The following is a 23,577-nucleotide window of genomic DNA, read 5'->3' on the forward strand; positions in this document are numbered from 1 at the left end:
CTGGGGCTTTGCCCCAGGCCCCACCGGGGCTATCCGCCCCTGGACCCGGACCAGCGCAAGCGCTGGACTCGTGGTCGATGAACTGCGCGATGCGCAGTTCATCGAACGGGCCAGGTCAAGACCACGGCGATCCTGCCAATCAAGACAGCCGCGCTGACGGTTCAACTGGCGACGCGGTGCCAACCGGCCTGTGGGAAGAACTGCGCATCGCGCAGTTCTTCCCACAAAGGTCCAGGGCTGGCCCTGGAAAGATGGGGGCGGACAGCTTTAAAAATTTTCCCCGCATCGACTGCGCTTCGCGCAGTCGATGCCCAGAGGTCCAGGGCTGGCCCTGGTTCGGGTCGAGGGGCGAATAGCCCCCGCGGGGACCGGGGCAGCGCCCCGGCGCGGCGGGTCAGGGGCAGTTCGGGTTCGCGGCTTCGACGACGGCGCAGTACTCGGGGGCGCCGTCGCTTCCGCAGATCGTCTTGCACGTCTGGCAGAAGACGCAGGAGTCGAGGGCTTTGAACTTGTTGAGTGCGGCCTGCGGCGTCTGGAGGTCCTGGGCACACTTGAGTGTGCAGCAGCCGCCGTCGGTGCTGAGTGCGCAGTTGTCGTAGGAGCAGTCGGCGAGGGCCTTGCAGTCTGCGTCGGCGACGCAGGCGTCGGCGAGTGCTTTGCACTCGTTTGCGTAGGCGCCTGTCGTGTTGCTCGTGCAGTCGCTGCAGACCGAGTAGTTGCCGCTGCCGCCGGTGCCGGAGGAGCTGGACGAGCCGCCGCCTGCGCCGCCTGCGCCGCCCGAGCCGCCGCCTACGCCGCCTGCGCCGCCTGAGCCGGAGGAGCTCGACGAGCCGCTGTTCGAGGAGCTCGAGGATGGACCGTTGCCTGTGCCGCCGGTGCCGCCTGAGCCGCCCGTGTCGTCGCTGCATCCCACGGTCACGAACAAGGACCCGAGCGCTGCGAGCCCGAGCGCATAGAAACCAAGCCTCATCGATTGTCTCCCTTCCAAGCGTGAGCCACGCGCGTTCGCGCGGTGGAATGGAGACATCCTACCGCGGAGGCGTCTCCTTCGGGCGTGCGAACTCGTCCGAGAGACCCGACCACGGCAGCGGCGTGGCTGCGGACGACGCCGACGCGGGTGCTTCTCCGAGTGACCATGCCGTGAGCACGACGAGCGCCATCCATACGAGATCGGCGAGCAGCAGGTGCACGAGCTGCATGGCCACGGGCGCGAGGAGGAAGAGGTTCAAGAAGCCTGCGCCGATCTGCATGATCACGAGCGCTGATACGAGCCGCGCGGGCTTGAGGAGGTCCGGGCGTTGCGATGCGACGAACCCGGTCGCGAAGAGGAGGTACGCTGCCACCACGCCGGCCACGATCGGGTGGTAGACGCGAAGCTGCACGAAGACGTGCGCGGCTTGGGACACGTCGGCGGCGAGGCCTTCGCTCAACGTCTTCGCGGGGAAGAGCGTGTCGCCGAGGGCTGCGATGGCGCCGGTCACGCCGACGAGCACCACGCCGACGAGGCCGCCTGCGAGCACGTTCGTTGGCGCGCCCGAGGAGCGCCGTGGCGCGGGGCCGCCCGAGGCCCAGAGCACTGTGAGCGTCATCGATGCGACGAGCAGGAACGTGTTGATGAGGTGCGCGCTCATCCAGTAGGCACGCGCGATCGACGTGTCGCCTGCGACGCGCTCGAAGAGGACGAGGCCTGCGCCGACGGCTGCCTCGGTGACCATGAAGAACATGGACGCGGCTGCGCCGCGCCGCACTGCGTGCGCGCGTGGGAAGGCGCGGAAGGACCACACGAGCTGGATCAGCGTGAGCAGGAAGGCGATGCCCGATGTCACCCGGTGCGTGAACTCGATCAGCGTCTTCGCGCTGGCGGCGCGGGGGATGACCTCGCCGTTGCAGGTGGGCCAGTGGCTCCCGCAGCCTGCGCCGGAGCTCGTGGCGCGGACGTAGGCGCCCCAGAGGATGACGCCGAGGGTGACGACGAGCGTCGCCCAAGCAACACGCCTGAACCTGCGGGCCTGCGGATCTTCGGCGTCCTTTGCCCCGAGCACCAACCGACCTTGCGACATGCCCCCCGTTCTAGGGCCGGCCGGGCGTCGAGGCGAGCGCCTTTCATCCTCTCGACGCGCGAGCGGGGCCGCTTTATGCCTCTCAGGCCTCCATGAGCAACCTCACCCTGAGCGGACTCTTCGTGTACCCCGTCAAGGGCGCGCGCGGCATCGCCCTCGACCGGGCTCGGGCGCAGAGCCTCGGCATCGAGCACGACCGACGGTTCATGATCGTCGACCCAGACGGCGAGTTCCTGACGCAGCGCGAGCACCCGGAGATCGCGCTCATCGAGACGGCGATCGAGGGCGATGCGCTCGTCCTGCACGCGAAGGGGCACGGGCCGCTGCGCCTGCCGCTCCGCCCGGAAGGGCCCACGGATCGGCGCGTCCGGGTCTGGAGCGACAAGTGCCGCGCCGTGTTCGTCGGGGACGAGGCCGCTGCGTACCTGAGCGACTACCTCGGCCGGCGCGCGGAGCTCGTGTACATGCCCGAGGAGGCCGCGCGGCGTGTGGACGGTCGCTACGTGAGCCGCAAGGAGCGCGTCGGCTTCGCCGATGGTTTTCCGTACCTGCTCACCACGGAGGGCTCGCTCGCGGATCTGAACGCGCGCCTGCGCGAGGCCGTGCCGATGGATCGGTTCCGGCCGAACCTCGTGGTGCGCGGGGCGCCGCCCTGGTCCGAGGATGCGTGGACGACCCTGTCCGTCGGCTCGATCGTCTTTCACCTGCGCAAGCCGTGCAGCCGCTGCAACGTCATCACCGTCGACCAGGCGACGGGCGCGCGGGGCAAGGATCCGCTGGCGACGCTCGCGACGTTCCGGGCGCGCGCGAACCGTGTGTACTTCGGCTGGAACATGGTCGCCGAAGGGGAAGGCGAGCTCTGCGTGGGCGACGCCGTGACCCTGCTCGCGCGCTCGTACGACGAAGTCGGCTGAGGCGCCGAGGAAGACGACGATGCAGAGCGCGGCACCGTGGGATGCGATCGTGATCGGCGGCGGGCCGGCGGGCTCGTCCGTCGCGACCTACCTCGGCCGCGAAGGGCGGCGGGTTCTCGTGCTCGAACGGGAGCGGTTTCCGCGCGAGCACATCGGCGAGTCGCTCTTGCCGGGCGTGCTGCCGTACCTCGACGCGCTCGGCGCGCGCGAGGCCGTGGAGAGCGCGGGCTTCGAGCGCAAGGAGGGACAAACCTTCGTCTGGGGCCGCGATCGGACGCCGTGGGAGATCGACTTCCGCGAGCTCGACGTGCACCCGTACGCGTACTTCGTGGACCGGGGGCGCTTCGACGAGATCCTCCTGCGCAACGCGGAGAAGGTCGGCGCGACCGTGCGCGAGGGGCACGCGGTGACGCGCGTGATCTTCGAGAAGGGCCGCGCCGTCGGGGTGCGCGTGCGGGGGCCGGGCGGCGAGGAGCGTGACGAGCGGGCGCGGTTCGTCGTGGACGCGTCGGGGCAGAGCGCGCTCGTGGCGCGGAATGCCGATCTGCGGCGGGTCGTGCGTGGGCTCAAGAACGTGGCGGTGTGGGCCTACTGGGAGGGCGCCGAGCGCCTGCCGGGCCACAAGCAGGCGCACATCCTGACGACGAGCGTGCCTGAGGGCTGGATCTGGGTGATCCCGCTGGGCAAGCGGACGAGCGTGGGGGTCGTGACGTCGGCGGCGACGCGCGCGGAGCGGGAGAAGCTCGGGGCGAAGGCCTGGTACGAGCAGGTGCTGCGCGCGTCGGAGGCGGCGTGGCCGCTGCTCGAGAACGCGCGTCGGGTGACGGATGTGACGGGCGCGAAGGACTGGTCGTACCGCGCGCGTCGCCTCTCCGGGCCGGGGATTTTGCTCGCGGGGGACGCGGCTTGCTTCATCGATCCGATCCTCTCGACGGGCGTGCACCTCGCGATGACGAGCGGCTTCTGGGCCGCTGCGTGCGTGCACAGCGCGCTCGACGAGCCGCGCCACGAGCTGTTCCTGCGCCGCTTCTACGAGGAGACGTACGGCGCGACGTACCGGGAGCTGCTCACGCAGGTGAAGGCTTTTTACAAGGCCGCGGGGCGCAGGGACTCGATCTTTTGGACCTCAAAGCAAATCCTGCGGGTCGGCGAGGCCGTCGCGCCGGAGCTCGCGTTTTTGTTCATCACGGCGGGCCTCTTGCGAAACGCCGCGGTCGAGGCGCCGCATGACCCGGCCGCGCAGGTGCGCCGAGAGCTCGGGGAGCGAGCGAAGATCCCGAACGAAGAACCGAAAAAGCCGTTCTCGCCGGAGCTCCCGTCGGCGCGGTCGCGCTCGCGGATCGTGTCGCCGCCGCTCGTGTGGCGCGTGGGGGAGGGCGGGGCGGCGCAGCTCGTGAGCGTGCGGGCCGAGGGGCTTCGGCTCCGGCTCGTGCGGCACGAGCCGCGCAGCCTCACGGATCGCCCGCGGAAGAGTTATTTCGTGCTCGATCTGGTCGACGCCGGGCGGCAGCCGCTCGGGCTCGTGCTCGTCGAGGAAGGGCGCGCAGCCGGCGCGCCGCTCGCTGGGGTCACGCCGCGTCGGGCGGGGCGGCTGCTCGTCACGCTGGTGCCGTACCCCGTGCGACCGCACGATCCCGCGGTGCTCGCGAAGCTCGAACAGACGCTCGTGGGCCTCGTCGCGGCCGCCGACGATCCCGCGGAGCCCATGCTCCTGCGCCGCGTGCGCGCGCGGCTCCGGAAAGCGCTCCGTGCGCCTTCCGTGCTGCCGGCCGAGATCACGGCGACGCCTTCCCGCGCCTTCCGCGGCGGCGGCGTGGCCGAGCCGCCCATGACCCTCGTCTTCCGCGCGAAACACGCCGAGAGCGCCGTCCCGCGCGTCTACCTCCTGCTCGAAGCGCGCTTGCCGCCGGAGCTCGTCGACATCCCGATCCTGCGCACGCGCTTCTGCGATGTGTGGCTCCGGCCCGAGCGCGCGCGGGATGGCCGCCTTCTCAGCGACGTGCCCGAGGTCCGGAGCCTCCTCGCCGAGGCCTCCGCCGCGATCTGGGAAGCGACGCGCGCGGCCACGACGCTGCCCGCGGCCTTCGCGGCTGCCGAAGCGGCGCTCCGCGCGCTCACGCCGGCGGGCTACGCCTTCGAGATCTCGGGCCGGCTCGGGATCTCGGAGGATGGAGAGCCTGTCCCCGCTGCGACGGGCGCCACGGACGGCGCCACGATCGGCTGATTTTCCTGCACGAAGGCGACCGCCCCGAGCGTGCAAACCGGCCCGGGCTGGTTCAGCCTCGACGTATGGCCATCACGTGCAGGGAAGAAGCGATGCGCTGGGTGCATCGGTACGCGATCGGAGGTGCGGCGTTCGCGGCCCTCCCGCTGCCGATCTCGACGTCCGCGGGCCTCGCCGCCCTCGAGGTCCACATGTTCAACTTCATCGGCGACGTCTACGGCGAGTCCGTGGGCAACCTGAAGAGCCTCGCCGCGGGCGGCGGCCTCGAGGTCATGGGCGCGGGCCTCAAGTTCGTGGCCACGCGCGCCGTCTCGTTCGTCCCTGGACCGGCGGGCATCGTGATCCGGGCCGGCATCGCAGCCGTCGTGATCGAGTCCCTCGGCCGCGCGATCATCGGCCATTTCGAGCGCAAGCACCCCGGCAAGCTCTTTTCGGCCGCGGCCTAGGGCCTCCTTCGTACTAAGATCGCGCCCGTCGTGAAGGCGCTGATCAAAGTCGGCTACGCGTGCAACGAGAACTGCACGTTCTGCCACACGGCCGACATCCGCCACCTCGACGACACCGCCGAGCGGGTCGACTGGAAGATCGACCGCGCCAAGCGCCTCGGCGCCTCGATGGTCGTCCTCTCCGGCGGCGAGCCCACGATGCGGCCCGAGCTCTCGCGCTGGGCGCGACGCATCGCCGCGCACGGCCTGGATTTTGGCCTCGTCACGAACGGGCTCATGCTCTCGTACCGGAACGTCGTGGACGAGCTCGTGGACGAGTGCCGCCTCCGCTACGTCTACATGTCGCTCCACGGCGGCGAGCCCAAGGTGCACGGCTCGGTCGTCCGCGCCGACACGTTTCACAAGGCCATGCAGGCCATCGAGAACCTGCACGGCAGGATCCCCGATCTCACGATCAACTGCGTCATCACCACGGCGAACCTGAAGCACCTGAAAGGCCTCGTCGATCGGCTGCTCCCGTTCCCGGACCTCTGCATCAAGCTCTCGATGACGCAGCCGAAGGGCGCGGCGAACCGCGCCTTCGACGTCATCGTGCCCGACGTCGCCGCGTGCGCCGCGCGCGTGAAAGAGGCGATCGCGTACGGGCTCGCGCGGGGGACCGAGCGTGGCCCGCGGTTCGCCCACGACGGCCTGCCGTTTTGCCTGCTCCCGGGCCTCGAGCATCTCTACGACGACCTCAAGACGCACCGGTACGCGACGATGATCGAGGCCGACGAGGACGACTTCGTCCCCGTCGACGACGTGGCCAAGATCCAGCCCGAGGAGGTCTGCGGCGACTGCGCGCTGCGCGGCGCGTGCCCGGGCCTCTATCGCGGCTACCACGAGGTCCACGGCGCGAGCGCGCTCCGGCCCGTCAAGGATCGCCCCCGCGCGAACTCGTACAACTTCGTCCCCGAGCGTGATCTCGCGCGCCCGCCCGGCGCGCCGTGCCCGATCCGCGAAGGCGGCACGAGCCCCTACGATCGCGGCCGGACCTTGTTCCTGCGTCTCAAGGACCGCATGCGCCTCTTCCGCACCGAGACGCGCGACTTCTCCGACGAGGAGCTCTTCGCCACCAAGGAGAGCGCGGGCCAGCTCTACCTCGACGTCTCCACGAAGCTCGCCCCCGACGACTTCGCGAAGGACTTACGGAAGCTCCGCCCCGCGACCGAGTGCGAGGCGTGCCCCGAGCGCCCGCGCTGCACCGGCGCGTGGGAGCCCGTGCCCGTCGACCTCTTTACGCGGGATGATCGCGACGTGATGGAGATCCTCGCGAGCCTCTCGGGCCGCGTCCTCGATCTCGGCTGCGGCGAAGGGCCGTACCTCGAAGCGCTCGCGCGGCGCGCAGCGGAAGGGCACATCACGTACGTCGGCGTCGATCCCGACCCGCAGCGGCTCGCCGTCCTCGCGTCGCGCCACCCGTTCGCCCGCTTCGTACAGGGCCGCGCGGAGGAGCTCGGCGAGGAGCTCGGCACGTTCGACCACGTGCTCGCGCTCCGCAGCGTGAACCACCTCGAAGACCCGGCGCGCGCGTTCGGCGCGGCGATCGCGCGGCTCCGCCCCGGCGGCACGCTCACGCTCGTGGACAACGTCGCGTTCGGCCTGGTCCGCAGCCGCGCGCACGCCGCGCGCGCGGAGAGCGCACCCGAAAACCGCTTCGAGCATTACCGCAACGACGACGCGGCCCGTGCCGCGCGACGCCTCGAAGGCAAACCTCTGCGTCTCCTCGAACGCCGCGACGTCGGCCGCGAGACCAGCAATCAGTGGATGTTGCGCTACGAGCGCACGGGAGAAATGCCGTCGTGACTGCTTCTGTACAGGGCCCCCGCAGGCTCCCCGTCGTCTCGGCCGCCGACGCCGTCGAGACGGCCTTCGCCGACTTCCAGAACGAAGCCTTGCTCGGCGACGCGGAGGGCTCCGGCAAGACGCTCGCGCACGAGGCGGCCGCGCACGAAAAACGCAACTGGGTGCGCCTCTCCTACGATTGCAACAACCACTGCACGTTCTGCCTCGATTCGAATGCGCACGACGGCACGATGCGGGCGACGCAGGACATCAAGGTGCAGATCGTCGAGGGCCGGCGGCGCGGCGCCGATCGTCTGATCCTCTCGGGCGGCGAGCCGACGATGCACCCGAACTTCCTCGACTTCGTCAAGCTCGGGCGCCTCGCCGGCTACCGGAAGATCCAGACCGTGACGAACGGCCGCATGTTCCGCTACCCGGAGTTCCTCGACAAAGCCGCGGACAACGGCCTGCACGAGATCACCTTCTCGCTGCACGGCCACACGGCGAAGCTACACGACGCGCTCGTCGGCACGCCCGGCGCGTTCGTCGAGGAGGTCGCAGGGCTCAAGGCCGCGCTCGCATCGGGCCGGTTCATCGTCAACGTCGACATCGTCATCAACAAGCAAAACGTCCGGCACCTGCCGGAGATGCTGGAGACGTTCATCGGCTGGGGCGTGAAGGAGTTCGACCTCCTGCACGTGATCCCCTTCGGCAACGCATGGAGCGACGCGCGGCACCACCTCTTCTACGATCTCGACGGCAACCTCGAATACCTCCAGCAAACCTTCGCCTACGCGCGGAGGCCCGACATCCACATCTGGCTGAACCGCTTCCCGCCGCCGTACGCCGAAGGCTTCGAGGACCTGATCCAGGATCCGTACAAGCTGAACGACGAGGTTCGCGGGCGGCGCGAGGAGTTCGATCGGTACCTCTCCCTCGGCAAGAAGCTCATGTGCCGCGAGCCCGAGAGGTGCAAATACTGCTACCTGCAGAGCCTCTGCGACACCCTCGACGAGGTGATCGACGTGCGCAAGGCCGACGAGGTCGACGTGCTGCGCTACGCCAGCGACCCGCCGCGCGCAGGCAAGCTGCCAGAAGCACGCGCGGCGCGGATCGTCGCGGCAAACCTGGAAGAAGCCTCAGCACTCGCGGCGAAGGCAGCCCCAGGCGCGATCGAGCTGGAGCTCGCATCGTACGAGGGTCTGTCCAGCGCGCTCTCACCCGAAGGCCTGCTCTTTGGCAAGAAGCTCGCGGCGTGTTACACGGCCGATCCCGCCGCGATCGACCCGCTCCTCGAACTCCCCCGATCCTTCGAGGTCCGCATCTTCCTGACGAAGGAGACGGAGCCCGCGATCCGCAAGCTCGATCCCCCGCCGGAAAACCTCGTGCTCGTCCAGAAAAACTACGACCTCGTCTCGGACGCCCACACAAACGACGTCGACACGAAAACGTTTTTCAAGACGTACCCCCACGCCGTCCCCGTGGAGAACGTGCCCCCCTGCGTGGCAGGCCGCCCCGTGCGAAAGCCCGCGCGGACACTCGATCTCGCGATGCTCGGCGCCGACGCGCGCATCGACATGACAGCCTTCACGAAGCGATACGTGGCCGACGCGTTCTACACGAAGGCCCTCCGCTGCAAAGACTGCCGCGAGAACGCCTCCTGCCAAGGCGTGCACGTAAACTGGGTCCGCGCCCACGGCTTCGGCGCGCTCGCGCCGATCGGGTAGCCGTTTCGCTGGGGAGCCGTTGCGCTGGGGCTTTGCCCCAGGCCCCACCGGGGCTGTCCGCCCCTGGACCCGGACCAGCGCAAGCGCTGGACTCGGGGTCGATGAACTGCGCGATGCGCAGTTCATCGAACAGGCCAGGGTCAAGACCGCAACCGACCCTGCCAACCAAAACAGCCGCGCTGACGGTTCAACGGGCGACGTGGTACCAGCGACGGCTTGTGGGAAGAACTGCGCGGAGCGCAGTTCTTCCCCCTGAGGTCCAGGGCTTGGGGTGCCAAGAGGGGGCGAACAGCTTGAAAGACTTTGCCCGCATCGACTGCGCGAAGCGCAGTCGATGCCCAGAGGTCCAGGGCTGGCCCTGCAAACAGGGGGCGAACAGCTTGAAAAACTTTCCCCACATCGACTGCGCTTCGCGCAGTCGATGCCCAGAGGTCCAGGGCTGGCCCTGGTTCGGGTCGAGGGGCGAACAGCCCCCGCGGGGCCCGGGGCAGAGCCCCGGCGCGGCGCCTCAGCTCAGCTCAGCTCAGGGAACGAGCACGCAGCCGGTGAGGACACCTGCGAGCATCTCGCCGCGGGGCTGGCCTTCCCAGCCGCTTTCCCAGTGGAACGTCGGGGCCTTGAGCTTGCCTTCGACCGTGTACTTGCACTTCACGCTGAAGCGCGTGGTTGGCAGGGTGTTCGCGAGGGCGGGCTCGCTCCAGAGGCCGGCTGCGACGAACTGCACGTTGTCCGTCGAGGTGTAGGGGCGCAGCGTCTTCTTGTCGTCGCCTGCATCGCCCTTGCCCCAGGTCTTCGTGGGGGACTCGAAGCTGCAGTGCCGGCCGGCGACCTCGTCTGTCGCTGCGCAGTTGAGCTCGCGTTTGTCGCTTGCTACCAGCGTGATCTCGACGTCGACGGTTTGGCCGGTTTTCCATGCGGGCCCGCGTGGGCCGCCGCCGCCGCGTTCTTGACCGAGCAGGGCGAAGCCTGCGGCTAGCGTGCCCACGACGACCACGAAGAGCACCATGCTCTTGCCGAGCGACGCCGAGCTTGGCGGCGGTGCGCGCCTTGGCGCGGCCTTGCCGGCTTTCGGCTGCTTCTTCGCGGGCGCCTTCGTGGGGGCGGCTTTTGCCGCGGCGGGGGCCTTTGCTTCGGCTTTCGGGGCCTCTGCTTTGGCTTCGGCTTCGGGCTCGTTTTCGCCCTCGTCCTCGCCTTCGACCTCGTCCTTGTCCTCGTCCGGTTCTTTCTCGGCCATGGCGCGCGGACTCTACCTTCCTCTGCCCCGCTTCTCAAACCTTCTGTTACCCTCCGCGCCATGAGAGCGAGCCCCCCGCGCGCCCGGATTCTCGGCACTGGCCGCTACCTTCCTGCACGCGTCGTCACGAACGACGAGATCGCGGCGCATGCAAAGACCTCGGATGCGTGGCTCAAGGAGCATGTTGGCGTCGAGCGTCGCCATGTCGCTGCCGAGGGCGAGACGACGAGTGACATGGCCACGGCGGCGGCGCGCGCTGCGCTTGATGCGGCGGGGCTCTCGCCTGCGGATCTCGACCTCATCATCGTGGCGACGGGGACTGGCGACAGCCCCATGCCGGCCACGGCGGCCACGGTCCAGCAGAAGCTTGGCACCGAGCTTGTCCCTTCCTTCGACCTCGGGGCCTCGCATGCGGGCTTCCTCTATGCGCTTGCCGTCGCGGAGCAGTCGATCTCCGCGGGCGCGGCGAGCACGGCGCTCGTGGTTGGCGCGGATGTCCTCTCGCGCCGCGTGGATCCTGAGGATCGGACGACGGCGGCGCTCTTCGGCGATGGCGCGGGCGCGGTGATCCTCGGCGCGGCGGGGGAGGATGGCCGTGGGATCCTCTCGATGCGCCTTGGCGCGGATGGTGGGATGGCTTCGCTGCTCTCGATTCCGGGTGGGGGCACGGGCGAGCCGATGACGCTGGAGGGGCTCGCGGCGAAGCGGAACAAGATGCACATGGAGGGGCACGATCTCTTCCAGATCAGCGTGAAGAAGCTCCAGGTCGCGAGCATGGAGGCGCTCAAGGCGGCGGGCCTGCTCTCGGACAAACTCGACTGGGTCATCCCGCAGCAGGCGAACCGCAGGATCGTGGATCGCATCGCCGAGCGGCTCGGGTATTCGCGCAGCAAGTTCATCGAGAACCTCGCCGACGTGGGCAACACGGGGGCGGCTTCGATCCCGATCGCGCTCGACGAGGCTGTGCGGGATGGTCGCGTGAAACCCGGGCACAACGTGCTCCTTTGCGCGCTCGGGGCCGGCATCACGTGGGCGGCGTCGATGGTTCGGATGTGAAGCGTCGGTTCGGACGAACGACGCCGCTCGCGCTCGCGTCGGCCTTCGCGCTTGGCGCGCTCGTCTCGCTCGACGTCGGCTGCGGTGCGCCGCCGCGTGGCGTCGACTGGAATGGAAAGCGCCTCGCCGTCGTCGACATGCACTTGCACCCGGGCGACTGGGATCACGTCCCCGAGGACACGCGGAAATTTTTGGCCTCGCGCTTCCCGTTTCCGATCGGGCTCGATGCTGAGGCGGCGGCGAAGGGCTCGCTCTTGCCGGAGAGCATCCTCGGCGAGATCGACGACGCGGGTATCTGGGGCGCGGGCCTGTTTGCGATCTATGCCCCGCGCACCGTGGGGATCGCGTCGAACGAGCTCGTCGCCGAGGATCTCACGTTTGCCCCGGATCGCTTCTTCGGGCTTGCCTCCTTGCGTGTCGACCGGTGGACGACGGATCGGGACGCGGAGCTCGATCGATTGAAGAGCACGCTCTCGCGGCCTGGGTTCGTCGGGATCAAGGTGGCCCACGCGCATCAGCATTTTCGCATGGATGATCCCGCGTTTTTTCCGATCTACGAGATCTCGGCCTCCCTGGGCAAACCGCTCTATTTGCACACCGGGACGAGCCCGTTTCCGGGGACGTCGCAGGAGCCGGCCTATACGGATCCGGCGTACCTCGAGACGGCCATTCAGCAATTTTCCGGCGCGAAATTCATCCTCGGGCACCTCGGCTATGATTTCGAGGAGAAGCGCCACGCGGGCCTCGATACGTGCATCCGGCTCGCGAAGACGTATTCCAATGTGTTTCTCGAACCGTCGGCGCTCGGCTCCGCGTCGTCGGATCCGACGGGCGCGAATCTGAAGGAAGCCATGCGCCGCATGCGGGAGGCCGGGATCACGGACCGGATCCTGTATGGCAGCGACGGGCCGCAGAGCCCGGGGTTCGTCAAGGGATACCTCGAACGAACCGTCACCGCGATGAAGGAAACCGGATACACGGAGCAAGAAGCCGCCGACGTCCTCGCGAGGAACTTTGCGCGCGTGTTTGGCGTGACGATCCCCGCGGAGGCGGCGGAATGAGCATGCAGAGGGCCGTCATGCTCGGCGCCGTTTCGGCCACGATCTTCGGCGTTTCCGAGGTCGCCGCCGCGGAGCCACGCGCGCCGTTTCCCGAGCATGCGACGCTAGACGCCGTGGGCGGCAGCCCGGCGAAAGGGGCCTATGTCCTGTCGGCGCAAGGCGGCTGGCCGTTTTCGTTCCTGCGCGCGCAGGTGGGTTTGTCGGACCGGATCACCCTGCAAAGCGAGCTCGAATCGGCCGTCGGGCGCCGGTATCGCCCGATGCTGGGGATCGGCGTGCGGCTCGCGGACGCGGAACATGTGCGGCTGACGGGCGAATTCCTGGCCGGATGGCTTTTTCAGCGCAGCGAGGAGGTCCGGCGCGGCCCGAACGGCGAGCTCCGGTTTCGCCTCGCCATTCCCGTGCGCCGGTTCGTCCCGTACCTCGTGATCGGCACGCGCCACGCGTTCCTGCCGGACCTTTTGACGATCGAGCGCGCCTCGGGCACGGAGACGAGCTGGTCGGTACGGCACGAGTGGACGCCGTGGGCGACGCTGGGGCTCGGGTTTGCGATTTCGCGTGGGATCGGGCTCGATCTGGGCATCAATTATGGCTGGGTGGGCGCGCCGGAGACGATCGCGCTGCCGGGCGTGCACCTCGGGTTGCATTTCGGAGGGGAGCGATGAGCCGGGCCCGCCTCGTGTTCGCCGGAGCCCTCGTGTTCGCGCTCGCGGGGTGCATCAACGAGGAGACGCGCCTTTACGAGATCGAGCTCGACGGGCAGGTCGCCGTGCCGAGCGGCGCGCCGAGCGCGGGCGCCGTGCACCTCGAATTCCACGTGGCGAGGACGTTCGGCGAGGGCGAGCTCGCACATCCGCTCGGCGTCTTCGAGACGCGCACGGTGGCCAGTGTGGGGCCGGTGCGCGAGACCGTGCTTTATCCGCTCGACGAGGGGGACGGGCTCGTCGTGTATGGATGGCTCGACCGCGACGGAGACGGCGTCCATTGCGCGCCCGGACAAACCGAGGAGCCTGCGGGGCTCGTGGAGGTCGCGTCCTTCCCGGCGCACGCGCTTTCGTTTTCGCTCACCTTGAGCGCGCCGTGTGTGGGGCCGGAATCGCTTTATCCCTGATTCAAGCGCCCGCCTTCATGCAAGACGCGAGCTCCGCGAGGAGTTTGTCCGTCGCTTCGAGCCCGCTCGCGAAGACCTCCGTGTCCCGCGTTCGCCGCGACAAACGCATGTCCGGCGACAGCTTGTACGGCGAGCCCTTCGGCTGCACGAGCTTCATTACCTTCGCCGGATCGAGCGGCGTGTCGTCGCGCAGGTGGAGCGTCACGCCCTTCGCCGTCGCCTCGCACGCGAGCGCGCGGAGCTTTCGGAGCTCGGTCTTGAGGCTCATCAGGTGCACGAGCCTTCGCGCCTCGATCGGCGGCGAGCCGAAGCGATCCTCCATCTCGTTCGCGAGATCCTGCACCTCGTCCGGGCTCGATGCGCTCGCGAGCCGCTTGTAGAAGGACAGGCGCACGCCGACGTCGGACACGTAATCCTCGGGCAAGAGCGCGTCGGCGTCGAAGGCGAGCTCGGGATCGACCTCGTGGACCACGGGATCGCCGCGCAGCTCGTGGACGGCCTCGTCGAGCATCTGGCAGAACAGCTCGAAGCCGACCTGCGCCACGCTGCCGCTCTGCTCGGCGCCGAGGATGTCGCCCGAGCCGCGCAGCTCCAGATCGAGCGACGCGATCTGGAAGCCCGAGCCGAGCTCGGTGTGGCGCTCGAGCGCCTCGATGCGCGAGCGTGACTCGTCCGTCATCGCGTTCGCGGGCGGGACGACGAGGTAGCAGTACGCGCGCTCCTTCGAGCGGCCCACCCGGCCGCGGAGCTGGTAGAGCTGCGAGAGGCCGAACATGTCGGCACGATCGACGATCATCGTGTTCGCGCGCGGGATGTCGAGGCCGCTCTCGATGATCGCCGTCGAGCAGAGGATGTCGTAGCGGCCCTCGACGAAGTCGAGCATCGCCTGCTCCAGCGCGGTCTCGCTCATCTGCCCGTGCGCGATCGTGATGCGCGCCGAGGGGACGAGCTCCTGGAGCCGCGCGGCCCGCTCGTAGAGGCCCTCGACGCGGTTGTACACGTAAAACACCTGCCCGCCGCGGCCGAGCTCGCGCTCGACGGCCTCGCGCAGGACGTTCTCGTCGTGCCGCGTGACGATCGTGCGGATCGCGCGGCGCTCCGCGGGCGGCGTGGTGATGATGGACATGTCGCGCAGGCCCGTGACGGCCATCTGGAGCGTGCGCGGGATCGGCGTCGCCGTGAGCGTGAGGACGTCGACGTTCGTCTTCAGCGCCTTGATGCGCTCCTTGTGCGTCACACCGAAGCGCTGCTCCTCGTCCACCACGAGGAGGCCGAGCTTCTTGAAGTGGACATCCTTGGAGAGCAAACGATGTGTGCCGATGACGACGTCGACCTTGCCGTCACGCAAGGCCCGCGCGGTCTCGTCTTGCTCCTTGTTCGACTGGAAGCGCGACATGGCCCGGACCTCGAGCGCGTACGGGCTCATGCGGGCCTTGAAGTTCAGGTAGTGCTGCTGCGCGAGCACGGTCGTCGGGCAGAGGACGGCGACCTGGCGGCCCGAGGCGGCCACGCGGAAGGCCGCGCGGATCGCGACCTCGGTCTTGCCGAAGCCGACGTCGCCGCAGACGAGCCGATCCATCGGGCGCGCCGCTTCGAGATCGGACGAGACCTCGCCGATCGCGCGGGCCTGATCGGGCGTCTCGTCGAAGGGGAACGTGGCCTCGAACGCGGCGTAGTCGTCATCCGGCTGCGGCGTGGGCTCGCCGATCGCGCTCCTGCGCTCGGCGTAGAGGCGCAGCAGCTCGTCCGCCATTTTTCGAAGGCTCTTCTCGACTCTTGCCTTCGTCTTCGCAAACGTCTGTCCGCCGAGCCGGTCGAGCTTGGGCGCGCCTTCGCCGCCCTGAAACTTCTGGATCTGGTTGAGGCGGTAGACGGGCAGGTAGAGTTTGTCGCCGCCCGCGTACTCGACCGTGATGAGGTCGACGACCATGCCGCCGACCTGCTTGTGCACGAGCCCGTGGTAGCGGCCGATGCCGTGATCGGCGTGCACGACGTAATCCCCGACGGAGAGGTTGCGCAGGTCCTCGAGGAAGGGTCGCGCCGAGGCTTTTGTGTCCTTGCCGCCTCGCGCGGCGCGGCGATGTGCGCGGGCGCCGAAGATCTCTTCCTCGGTGACGAGCGCAAGGAGCTCCGCGGGCGCGACGACGCCACGCGCGAGCCCTCCGCGCACGACGAGGGCGGTGCGCGCCGCCTCGGGATCCTGCTCGTCGAGGATCGAGGGATCGAACGTGCCGAGGCGGGCGCGGACGCGGACGCCTTGATGACGGAGGAGCGTGACGAGGCGCTCGACCTGCGTCTCCGCGCGCGCCGCGACGACGATGCGCATGCCATGCTCCTGCCAGGCGAGCATGCGGCGCACGAGCGGATCGAGCGCACCGGTCTTGCCCCGGGAAGCACGCGCGGCCTTGATGGCGCGTTCGAGGTCGCCCTGATCGAAGGTGGCGAGCGAGGGCGCGTCCTCGGGCGCGACCTCGAAGCGCTCGAGGGAAGCAGGATCCGGCGCGTCCCCCGCGATGCCGGTCCGATGGAGCGCGACGTGCGTGCGGCCTTCGATCCACGAGGCGATGCCGCCCTCGGTCTCGTAGAACGCGTGGAGCGGGAAGTGCGCGTCGCGCGACTTGTGGGCGAGATCGGAGAGGGCGCGGCCGAGCTCGTCGCGCAAGGAGCGCGTGATCGCCGCGGGATCTTCGAGCACGACGATCGCGTCGTCGGGCAGGTACGAGGCGAGCGGCGCGAGGTCGAGGTACGCGGGGAGAAACCCTTCGGCCCCGAAGAACGTGCGACCGCTGGTGACGTCGTCGACGAGCGCGCGCGCCTTCACCGACGGGAGATCCACCGCGTCGCAAGCGGCCCGCGCGCGCTCGCGGGCGCGAGCCTCGTTTTCGGGCGTGAGCACGGCCTCGCGCGCCTGCGGGAGCCAGACCTCCTTGATGTCGGCGATCGTCTTCTGTCCTTCGGGATCAAACGATTTGATCCCCATGACGAGGTCGCCGTAAAACTCGATGCGCGCGGGAAAACTCGCGTTCGGCGGCCAGACGTCGAGCAGGGCGCCGCGCACGGCGAAGGTGCCGGGGTCCTCGACGAGGGGGCTGCGGACGTAGCCGGCCTGCGCGAGCCTGCGGATCAAGGCGTCGCGCTCGATCTCCTGCTCGGTGACGACGAGCTCGGCGTGCTCGAGGATCTCGGGTTGCGGGACGACCTTGCGGGCGAGCGCGGAGACGGGACAGACGAGCGCACGCCAGGGCAGATCCACGGCGAGGTGGAAGAGCGCGGCGAGGCGGGCCTCGGCGCCGCGGCGATCGGGGTTCACGTCCGCGTAGGGGCTCGACTCGTTCGGCGGAAAGAGCAGGACCTCGCCGAGCGTGGTCTTTCCGGCGTCCGGCTCTTCGGCGTCCGCGCCGGCGAGGAGGAACGATGCGTCGGCGTGCAGGGCGCGGGCGGCCTCGAGGTCGGCGGTGACGGCGATGATCTTCCGGCGCGTGGCTTTCGCGAGCGCGCGGAGGACGAGCGCGGTGGCGCCGCCTGCGACGGAGACGACGTGGAGCCTGGAGGCCTTCGCGCCGAGGACGCGTGTGGCGAGATCACGCGTGGTGGTGATCGGCCGGTCGAGCGGGAGCTCGTACGAGGGGAGGGGTTCGACCGGCACCGCGTCGGGGCGATCGAGCTCGACTTCGAGGGACTCGACGCCGGCGATCTCGCCGAGCGAAGCGCGGAGCTCTGCGCCTCTGGTTGCCTTTTCGGTCGCGGGCATCGTTCGCCGCGGGTGTAGCACGAAGCGCGCGAGGACTACGGCGCCGAGATGTACTGCTCGGCCACCCAATACTGCTCGCCGTTGCTCATCGTGACGAAGTACTGACCTTGCGCGATTTGCGCGACTGTCCCCGGGTACTTGTTTCCGTCCGACCACGCGACGAGCACAGCCGATCCGACGCCGGGTTTGGACAGGCTCCTGCCGAACGAATCGAGCGCGTGGCCAAGCTTGTCGAAGCCGCTCTTGAGCGCGCCGCCGACGGCCTTGGCCGCCTCGGTGGCCTCTTGCTCCAGGCTCTTCGGCTGTTGCTGCGCGGGAGCGGGCGCGGGCTCGGGCGCCGGAACGGCCGCGGGAGCGGGAGCGGGCTCGGGAGCGGGAGCGGGAGCGGGAATGGAAGCGGCAGCGGGAGCGGGCGCGGGCTCGGGAGCGGGCGCCGGAATGGAAGCGGCAGCGGGCGCGGGAACGGAGGCGGGCGCGGGCGCGGGTTCGTTCGCGGGGGCCGCGGGGGCCTCTGACGGTGGCGCGAAGGCCGTGGCTTGTGTGCCGATCAGCGTGGCGAGCGTGGAAATGGGTCGACGCTCGCCGCCGCGGTGCAGCCGCAGAAGCTCCTGCTCGACGGCGCAGACGTACGCGACGAACTTCTGCATGTCGCGAGACATCGCGGCGTTCCAGTGGAACGCGATCTGCGTGTAGCGGAAGAGATCCAGATCTTGCCGCGCGAGCGTGGACGAGAGGCCCGCGTGCATGATCTGCGCGGAGAGCTCGACGTACTCCTCGAACGAGAGCGCGGGCGCGGCGCCCTTGGCGCGGCCGAGCGCGGCCTGGTACGCCGGGACGAACCGCACGGCGACGGCGCCGCCGAGCGCGGGATCCTCGAGCCGCGCGAGCCAGCCCGCATGCGCGGCGAGCCAATCCTCCCGGGAGACGTTCTTCGATTGCACGACGCGGGCGCAGGCGTCGGCGTCGTCAGGGTGATCCGCGCAGAGGGCGCGAAGCTCGGCGTATTGCTCCAGCGAGAGACCGGCGATGGGCGCGAGGGGATCCATGCGCGCGGAGGGAAGCCGGGGTACGCCGAGGGGTCAAGGGGGAGCAAAGCCCCGTCGCGGCGGCGGACCCGACCTCGCAATGGTCCGGCGGTCCCCGCAATCGCGAAGAGCTCAATTCAACGTCTCGCCCCCGCCGCCCCCGCGCCCTGCCCCGAAAATCGCCTCCCAGTTTGCCCTGTATGCATCCGTCGCCACCTGCGCCGGGCCCGCTCGCGGCGGCTCCGGGGGCTTCGGGCTCTTCACGAGCACCTCGACGTCGTAGAGACGCTCGTGCTCTTTGCGAGGCGACAGTTTCACGACGTCGCCATGCACCGGCGCGCCCTCGCGCATGTTGCGGATCGCGCCGAGCTCCACGTTGCCCTCGCGCAGCCGGAGCACGTGGTAGCCCTGGCCGTCGGACATCGGGCTGTGGATCATCACCACGTCGTCGGCCGCCTTCTCCGGCGCGTCGCTCGTCGCCAAAGGCCGCTCGGGCGGATCGGGCTCGTCACTCACGAGGCAAGCTTGTCACGTTTCGGGCAGATCGCGAAAGCCGCGGCGCGCCCGCTTCGCTCGGGCAGGCCGGGCACCAGCGAGCATTACGCCCCGAGCAGGGCCGCTTCGTAGCCCGTGCTCATCGAGCCGTCCGCGTGGAAGATGCCTTGCGCCGTCGCCTGGTCGATGGCCTCGAGCAATCGCGCAAAGCGGGCGATGCCGCTCTTGCGCAAAAGGAGCGTCCCGCGGCCCCGCTGACGGGCGAGCTTGCGCGCGAGCTGGACGGCGCCGTGGCTGTTCGTCTCCGTCAAGATCACGATGAGCTGGCAGCGCTCCACGAGCCCTTCGAGCGACTGCGCCCCGCGGCCTCGCACATCGCCGCGGTGGTATTCGAGCTCGTGCCCGGCCGCCCTCGCCAGACGCTCCAGCTGCACCTCGTATCGCTCGACTCCCCCGATCCAACCAATGCGCATGGGGCCTCCTCGACGGCCACCCGCGAAGCACCTCGGTGCCGCCGGTGGTCGACTGTCCGCTATAACGGATGATCTAAGGTGCCGTATCGGAACTGTCCAGGGCTTTCCGTCGCCATCACGGAAATAAGTCCGCGATGGCGGAGCCTGGACCGAACCCCTGCGCCCTTTCGGGGGCGCCGGTTTCGTCCGCTGCTCCGGACAACCTCCGCCGGGGCGGTTTCTTCCCGCCCACCAAACTTGGCCCTCTTCCTCGCGGTGACTTAGTCGGGGCGAAAGCGAGGGAGCTGCGTGGAGCGCGGCAGGGACGGGTCTGTCCCGTCCCTATCCCTGGAGGATTGTCATGAGCATGCGAGGCGCAGAGGACTCCGCGGAAGGCACGAACGGCCGGGCAAACACGACGGCTACGTCGGGGACGCCGGATCGGCGCTCGGGCCACCACCACCGGGTTCACTTCGAGGCGCTGGTGGCCGTGGGCGAGGCCAAGGGGAGCGGCGGCTTCGAGGCCGAGTCGATCGACGTCTCGCCCGAAGGCATGCGCCTGCGCACGGCCTACCTCCCGCAGCTCGGCGACAAGCTCGTGTGCCGGTTCGAAGGCGACGCGGGCGAGGTGGTCGCCGACGGCGAGGTGATCTGGCGCCGCGAAGCGCCCCGCGGCGGCGAGTTCGGTCTGCGCTTCGTGGGCTTCGACAGCCCCGACGCCGAGGCGACGCTGCGAAGCCTCTGCCAGGAGCTCGGCGGATCGGCCGAGGGGACGAGCGGGATCGGCGCGATGGGGATCCCCGGGACGCGCGTGCGGCTGCACATCGACGGGCTCGGCTCGCCGATGAAGGCGCGGGTGCGGGAAGCCGCGGGCGGCGAGGTGCTCGTGGGCTCGAACCTGGAGTTCCTCAAAGTGGGTCGGTCGCTCGAGCTCGAGGACATGGACCACGGCGACAAGCGCTCTGCGATGGTCGACGCCGTGAAGGTGGAGGTCGATCCGTCGACGAAGGTGCCGCAGCTCGTGGTGTCGCTCCGGTTCGGCGAGGCGAAGGAGTCGAAGAAGGCCGCCGCCGCGGCGAAGGAGCCGGAGAAGGCGGCCGCGACGAAGGCGCCGGAGAAGGAGACGAGCAAGGAAGCGTCGTCCCTCGGGCTCGGCGCGCTCATCAAGCGCACGACGCCGGGCGTGGGTCCGGCCGGCAAGACCGAGGTGAGCGCAGGGAACGGCGAGGCCAAGGAGTCGAAGGAGAAGGAGGCTCGCGCGGAGCTGCTCTCGTCGTCGGCCGTGCCTTCCCGCGCGCGCACGCAGGAGATGCGCTCGACGCCGCCGGCCACGCGGCCGAGCGCGTCGACCGAGTCCGCGGCGCTGCGCACGGCGGACGAAGAAGAGAGCGACGAGGTCGCCGAGGCGAACGATCCGTCGCTGGATTCGCCGGCGGTCGGCGGTTCGAAGAAGGATTTCTCCGCGGCGCTGCGCGGGGCGACCGAGAAGGCCAAGGGCGCGACGAAGGCGGCGTTCGGCGCGATCGGTCCGGCCGTCGGCGGGATCGGCGTGCGCGCGAAGGGCGCGATGTCGGGTCTGTTCGCGGCGATCCGGAAGCGGCGCGGCGAGGAGGCCGCCGAGGCGACCGACGGTCAAGCCGCGCGGCGGACGACCGCAGCGCCGCCGACGGGCGCGCTGCGCGCATCCGGCAAGAAGCTCGTGCGCGACAAGGACGAGGCGGAGACGACCGAGGCGGCGCCGAAGGCCCGATCGAGCCGGAAAGCCGCGCTCATGGGCAGCGCGCTCGGGCTCGCGGCGGTGCTCGTCGTGGTGGGCGGGATCCGGCTGCTCGGGGCGTCGCGCGCGGCGCCGGCCGATCCGCAAGGGATGGAGGCAAACGCGGCGGGATCGGCCGCAGCGCTGCCCGCGCCGACGGCCGCGAACACGGCCGCGGGGGATCCGAACGCGGTGCCGAACGTGAACGTGCCGCTCTTCGGGGCGACGCCGCTCTCCACGACGGAGCCGGTGCCGGCGATGCCGACGCAGCCCGACGGGACGATCGCGCAGACGCCGCCGCCCGCGCCCGAGGGCGACGCCGCGCAGGCGAACGCCGCGGCGGACGACGGGGAAGGCGAGGGCGACGACGCGACGGAGACGCAAGGCGACGGCAAGCAGTTCGGCAAGGGCACCGTGCGGAGCCCGATCGTGCTGAAGCTGAAGATGGACGGGCCGATCGAGACGGTGAACGGCGCGGCGGGCGCGATGGGCTTCACGGTCTCGTTGCCCGGCCGGCGCGCGCTCTCGTCGGCGACGGAGCTCGCGCGCAAGGACAAGCGCATCGCCTCGATCAACGTGGTGAATAGCCCCGCCGGCGCGGAGATCAGCCTGCAGTTCAAGGACGGCGTGCCGGCGTACGTCGCGAAGGCGAAGGGAGACCGGCTCGACATCGCGCTCGGCACCGACGCGAAGAAGAAGGTCGCGAAGGCGGGCGACAAGAACAAGAAGAAGAAGGCCGCGGACAAGAAGAAGGCCGCTGCCAAGAAGCCGACGAAGAAGCCCTGAGCGACAGACCTCCCCAGATCAGCGCGGCGCCGGACGGGTTTCGGCGCCGCTTTTTCTTTCGTAGATGCACCACGCCCCGCCGCCGCGGAGCTTGATCGGTTCGGCGACGACGAACCCGCCGCGGAGCTGGGCGCTCGCGTGGAGAGCGCGGGACGAGGGCACCGTCGGGCTCTTGCAGTCGATCGTCGAGGAGATGATCACCACGTAGCGAGGGTCGCGCGCGAAGATCGCGTCGACGTAGCCCGCGCCCGTCTTGTTCGTGTAGCCGCCCGGGAGGCGCGCGATCTCGGGCGCGAGCAGGCCGAGCATGTCCACGATGGGAAACCCCGTCGCGTAGCCGACGTACCCGATGTCGGCGATGGCCACGGGCCCGGGTTTTCCGTGCGACGAGAGCCACGTTGCGGTGCGGCCGGCGGCGTCGTCCCAGAAGGCTTTGTCCCTGTCGAGGATGTCGCGCTGCGCCGCCCAGAGCGAGCCCACGCGCGCGGCGCCCGCGACGATCCCGAACAGCGCGACCGCGAGCGCCGCAGCCCGCTCCTTGCGCTCGGCGATGGTGCGCGCGGCGGCGTCGACGACGAGGAAGGCGAAGGGCTCGGCGGGCGCGAGGAAGCGGTAGTAGGGCATCCAGTCGCCACCGACGAGCAGCACGTAGAGAGCGAAGGTGACGGCGATGGAAGCGATGGCGATCCCATCGCGTCGCTTGCGCACGAAGAAGACCACGATCGCCACGATGCCGAGCCAGATCGCGGGCCCCGCGTGCATCACGTAGCGCCGCAGGTAGTCGACGCCGCCGTTCAGCTGCTGGTTCATGTCGCCCGTCTTCGCGGTGAGCGTGTTCGGGAAGAACCCGCCGTAGTAGAGGCGGCGGAACGCGAGGAGCGCGATCACGGGGACAGCGAACGTGGCGATGCGCGTGAGGCTCCGGCGGGAGAAAGGCCGGTCCGGATGCCAGACGTAGAGCAGGAGCAGGAAGAGCGGCGCCTCGGGGCGGGTGAGGGCCGCGAGCGCGAAGAGCGGACCTGACCAGGGGAAGACCTTCGCGTCGTCGTGCTCCTCGATCAAGAAGCGTTCGGTGCCGAGGACGATGAGCAGGAGGAAAAACGGCGACTCCAGGCCGAAGACGGCGTAGCCGGTCTGGAGGAAGCTCGAAGCGCAGAGCCACGTCGCGAGGCACGGCGACCAACGGAGCGGCGTGAGCCTCTGCGCGATGCGGTAGACGGGGACGAGCGAGGCGCACGCGCAGACGACGCCGAGCACCTTCGCCGTGATCTCGGGGCGCGCGCCGAGCGCCGCGAAGACGCCGAGCAGCACGGTCCAAAGGAAGTTCGTGTACCCCTCGACGCGCTCGCCGAGGTTGTAGACGAGGCCGTGGCCCTCCGCGAAGTTCCGCGCGTAGCGGAAGGAGATGAAGGCGTCGTCGATCGTGAAGCTCGCGACGCGGAAGGCGTTCACGACGACGAGCATCATGGGGAGGACGAGCCCGAGGATGAGGTGCGCGCGTCGGGAGAGCGGCGCGCCGCCGAGCCAGGCGCGCAGAGAGGCGAGCGCGCTGGGCGGGGGAGCCTCGGACAAGGCGGCGGGGGGGCCGTTTTCGCGGATCGACATCGGGGAGCGGCCCATACCTGGCCTTCGTCGCGGCGAAAAGCACGGCGACG

At 69.8% G+C, this 23,577-nt stretch carries 18 protein-coding genes; 10 read left to right on the plus strand and 8 right to left on the minus strand.

The window, feature by feature from the left end; genetic code table 11:
- Nucleotides 1-394 precede the first annotated feature (394 nt).
- Both QHF85_RS07495 and QHF85_RS07500 read right to left on the minus strand, forming a co-directional pair.
- Nucleotides 395-970, minus strand: a complete 576-nt coding sequence (locus QHF85_RS07495) for a hypothetical protein (RefSeq protein WP_281326382.1) — start codon at nucleotides 968-970, stop codon at nucleotides 395-397.
- 58 nt (nucleotides 971-1,028) lie between these two features.
- On the minus strand, nucleotides 1,029-2,060 hold the full coding sequence (locus tag QHF85_RS07500) for a COX15/CtaA family protein (protein ID WP_281326383.1): 1,032 nt from the start codon (nucleotides 2,058-2,060) through the stop codon (nucleotides 1,029-1,031).
- A 92-nt stretch (nucleotides 2,061-2,152) separates the two neighbouring features.
- Here QHF85_RS07500 and QHF85_RS07505 point away from each other — a divergent pair, with 92 nt between their 5' ends.
- The 5 genes from QHF85_RS07505 to QHF85_RS07525 all read left to right on the plus strand — a co-directional run bounded on the left by QHF85_RS07505 (nucleotide 2,153) and on the right by QHF85_RS07525 (nucleotide 9,195).
- Entirely contained in the window at nucleotides 2,153-2,974 is an 822-nt protein-coding gene (locus tag QHF85_RS07505) for an MOSC domain-containing protein (protein WP_281326384.1), read from the plus strand.
- Nucleotides 2,975-2,993: 19 nt separating this feature from the next.
- On the plus strand, nucleotides 2,994-5,198 hold the full coding sequence (locus tag QHF85_RS07510) for an NAD(P)/FAD-dependent oxidoreductase (RefSeq protein WP_281326385.1): 2,205 nt from the start codon (nucleotides 2,994-2,996) through the stop codon (nucleotides 5,196-5,198).
- Between the two features lie 92 nt (nucleotides 5,199-5,290).
- Nucleotides 5,291-5,644 carry a hypothetical protein gene (locus tag QHF85_RS07515; RefSeq protein WP_281326386.1) on the plus strand — a complete coding sequence of 118 codons (354 nt, stop codon included), beginning with the start codon at nucleotides 5,291-5,293 and terminating at the stop codon, nucleotides 5,642-5,644.
- Nucleotides 5,645-5,674: 30 nt separating this feature from the next.
- On the plus strand, nucleotides 5,675-7,489 hold the full coding sequence (locus tag QHF85_RS07520) for a radical SAM protein (RefSeq protein WP_281326387.1): 1,815 nt from the start codon (nucleotides 5,675-5,677) through the stop codon (nucleotides 7,487-7,489).
- A complete protein-coding gene (locus tag QHF85_RS07525) occupies nucleotides 7,486-9,195 on the plus strand; it encodes a radical SAM protein (protein ID WP_281326388.1) in 1,710 nt (569 codons plus the stop codon). Before QHF85_RS07520 ends, QHF85_RS07525 begins: the two co-directional genes overlap by 4 nt.
- 523 nt (nucleotides 9,196-9,718) lie before the next feature.
- On the opposite strand, the gene QHF85_RS07530 is transcribed toward QHF85_RS07525, so the two are convergent.
- Nucleotides 9,719-10,429, minus strand: a complete 711-nt coding sequence (locus QHF85_RS07530; protein ID WP_281326389.1) for a hypothetical protein — start codon at nucleotides 10,427-10,429, stop codon at nucleotides 9,719-9,721.
- A 60-nt stretch (nucleotides 10,430-10,489) separates the two neighbouring features.
- On the opposite strand from QHF85_RS07530, the gene QHF85_RS07535 reads away from it, so the two are divergent.
- From QHF85_RS07535 to QHF85_RS07550, 4 genes are read left to right on the plus strand one after another with little or no spacing between them, the layout of a single operon-like run.
- Nucleotides 10,490-11,485: a beta-ketoacyl-ACP synthase III gene (locus tag QHF85_RS07535; protein WP_281326390.1), complete on the plus strand. Its 996-nt coding sequence runs from the start codon at nucleotides 10,490-10,492 to the stop codon at nucleotides 11,483-11,485.
- Complete coding sequence (locus QHF85_RS07540; RefSeq protein WP_281326391.1) at nucleotides 11,482-12,546, plus strand: amidohydrolase family protein; 1,065 nt, start codon at nucleotides 11,482-11,484, stop codon at nucleotides 12,544-12,546. The genes QHF85_RS07535 and QHF85_RS07540 overlap by 4 nt, the downstream gene beginning before the upstream one ends.
- A complete protein-coding gene (locus QHF85_RS07545) occupies nucleotides 12,543-13,211 on the plus strand; it encodes a hypothetical protein (RefSeq protein ID WP_281326392.1) in 669 nt (222 codons plus the stop codon). Before QHF85_RS07540 ends, QHF85_RS07545 begins: the two co-directional genes overlap by 4 nt.
- The gene (locus tag QHF85_RS07550) at nucleotides 13,208-13,657 is read left to right on the plus strand and encodes a hypothetical protein (RefSeq protein WP_281326393.1); all 450 of its coding nucleotides are present in this window, start codon (nucleotides 13,208-13,210) and stop codon (nucleotides 13,655-13,657) included. The genes QHF85_RS07545 and QHF85_RS07550 overlap by 4 nt, the downstream gene beginning before the upstream one ends.
- A gap of 1 nt (nucleotide 13,658) precedes the next feature.
- On the opposite strand, the gene mfd is transcribed toward QHF85_RS07550, so the two are convergent.
- The 4 genes from mfd to QHF85_RS07570 form a co-directional block, all read right to left on the minus strand.
- Nucleotides 13,659-17,408, minus strand: coding sequence for a transcription-repair coupling factor (mfd, locus tag QHF85_RS07555; RefSeq protein ID WP_281326394.1), 3,750 nt, complete (start codon nucleotides 17,406-17,408; stop codon nucleotides 13,659-13,661).
- A 35-nt stretch (nucleotides 17,409-17,443) separates the two neighbouring features.
- On the minus strand, nucleotides 17,444-18,454 hold the full coding sequence (locus QHF85_RS07560; RefSeq protein ID WP_281326395.1) for a hypothetical protein: 1,011 nt from the start codon (nucleotides 18,452-18,454) through the stop codon (nucleotides 17,444-17,446).
- Between the two features lie 111 nt (nucleotides 18,455-18,565).
- The gene (locus QHF85_RS07565; protein WP_281326396.1) at nucleotides 18,566-18,949 is read right to left on the minus strand and encodes a hypothetical protein; all 384 of its coding nucleotides are present in this window, start codon (nucleotides 18,947-18,949) and stop codon (nucleotides 18,566-18,568) included.
- Nucleotides 18,950-19,032: 83 nt separating this feature from the next.
- The gene (locus QHF85_RS07570) at nucleotides 19,033-19,401 is read right to left on the minus strand and encodes a DUF2325 domain-containing protein (protein ID WP_281326397.1); all 369 of its coding nucleotides are present in this window, start codon (nucleotides 19,399-19,401) and stop codon (nucleotides 19,033-19,035) included.
- 340 nt (nucleotides 19,402-19,741) lie between these two features.
- Here QHF85_RS07570 and QHF85_RS07575 point away from each other — a divergent pair, with 340 nt between their 5' ends.
- On the plus strand, nucleotides 19,742-21,922 hold the full coding sequence (locus QHF85_RS07575; protein ID WP_281326398.1) for a PilZ domain-containing protein: 2,181 nt from the start codon (nucleotides 19,742-19,744) through the stop codon (nucleotides 21,920-21,922).
- A gap of 18 nt (nucleotides 21,923-21,940) precedes the next feature.
- Here QHF85_RS07575 and QHF85_RS07580 read toward each other — a convergent pair whose 3' ends face one another.
- The gene (locus QHF85_RS07580; RefSeq protein WP_281326399.1) at nucleotides 21,941-23,527 is read right to left on the minus strand and encodes a hypothetical protein; all 1,587 of its coding nucleotides are present in this window, start codon (nucleotides 23,525-23,527) and stop codon (nucleotides 21,941-21,943) included.
- Nucleotides 23,528-23,577 lie beyond the last annotated feature (50 nt).

Origin of the sequence: Polyangium sp. 6x1, from assembly GCF_029946515.1 — a bacterium.
GTDB lineage: Bacteria > Myxococcota_A > Polyangia > Polyangiales > Polyangiaceae > Polyangium.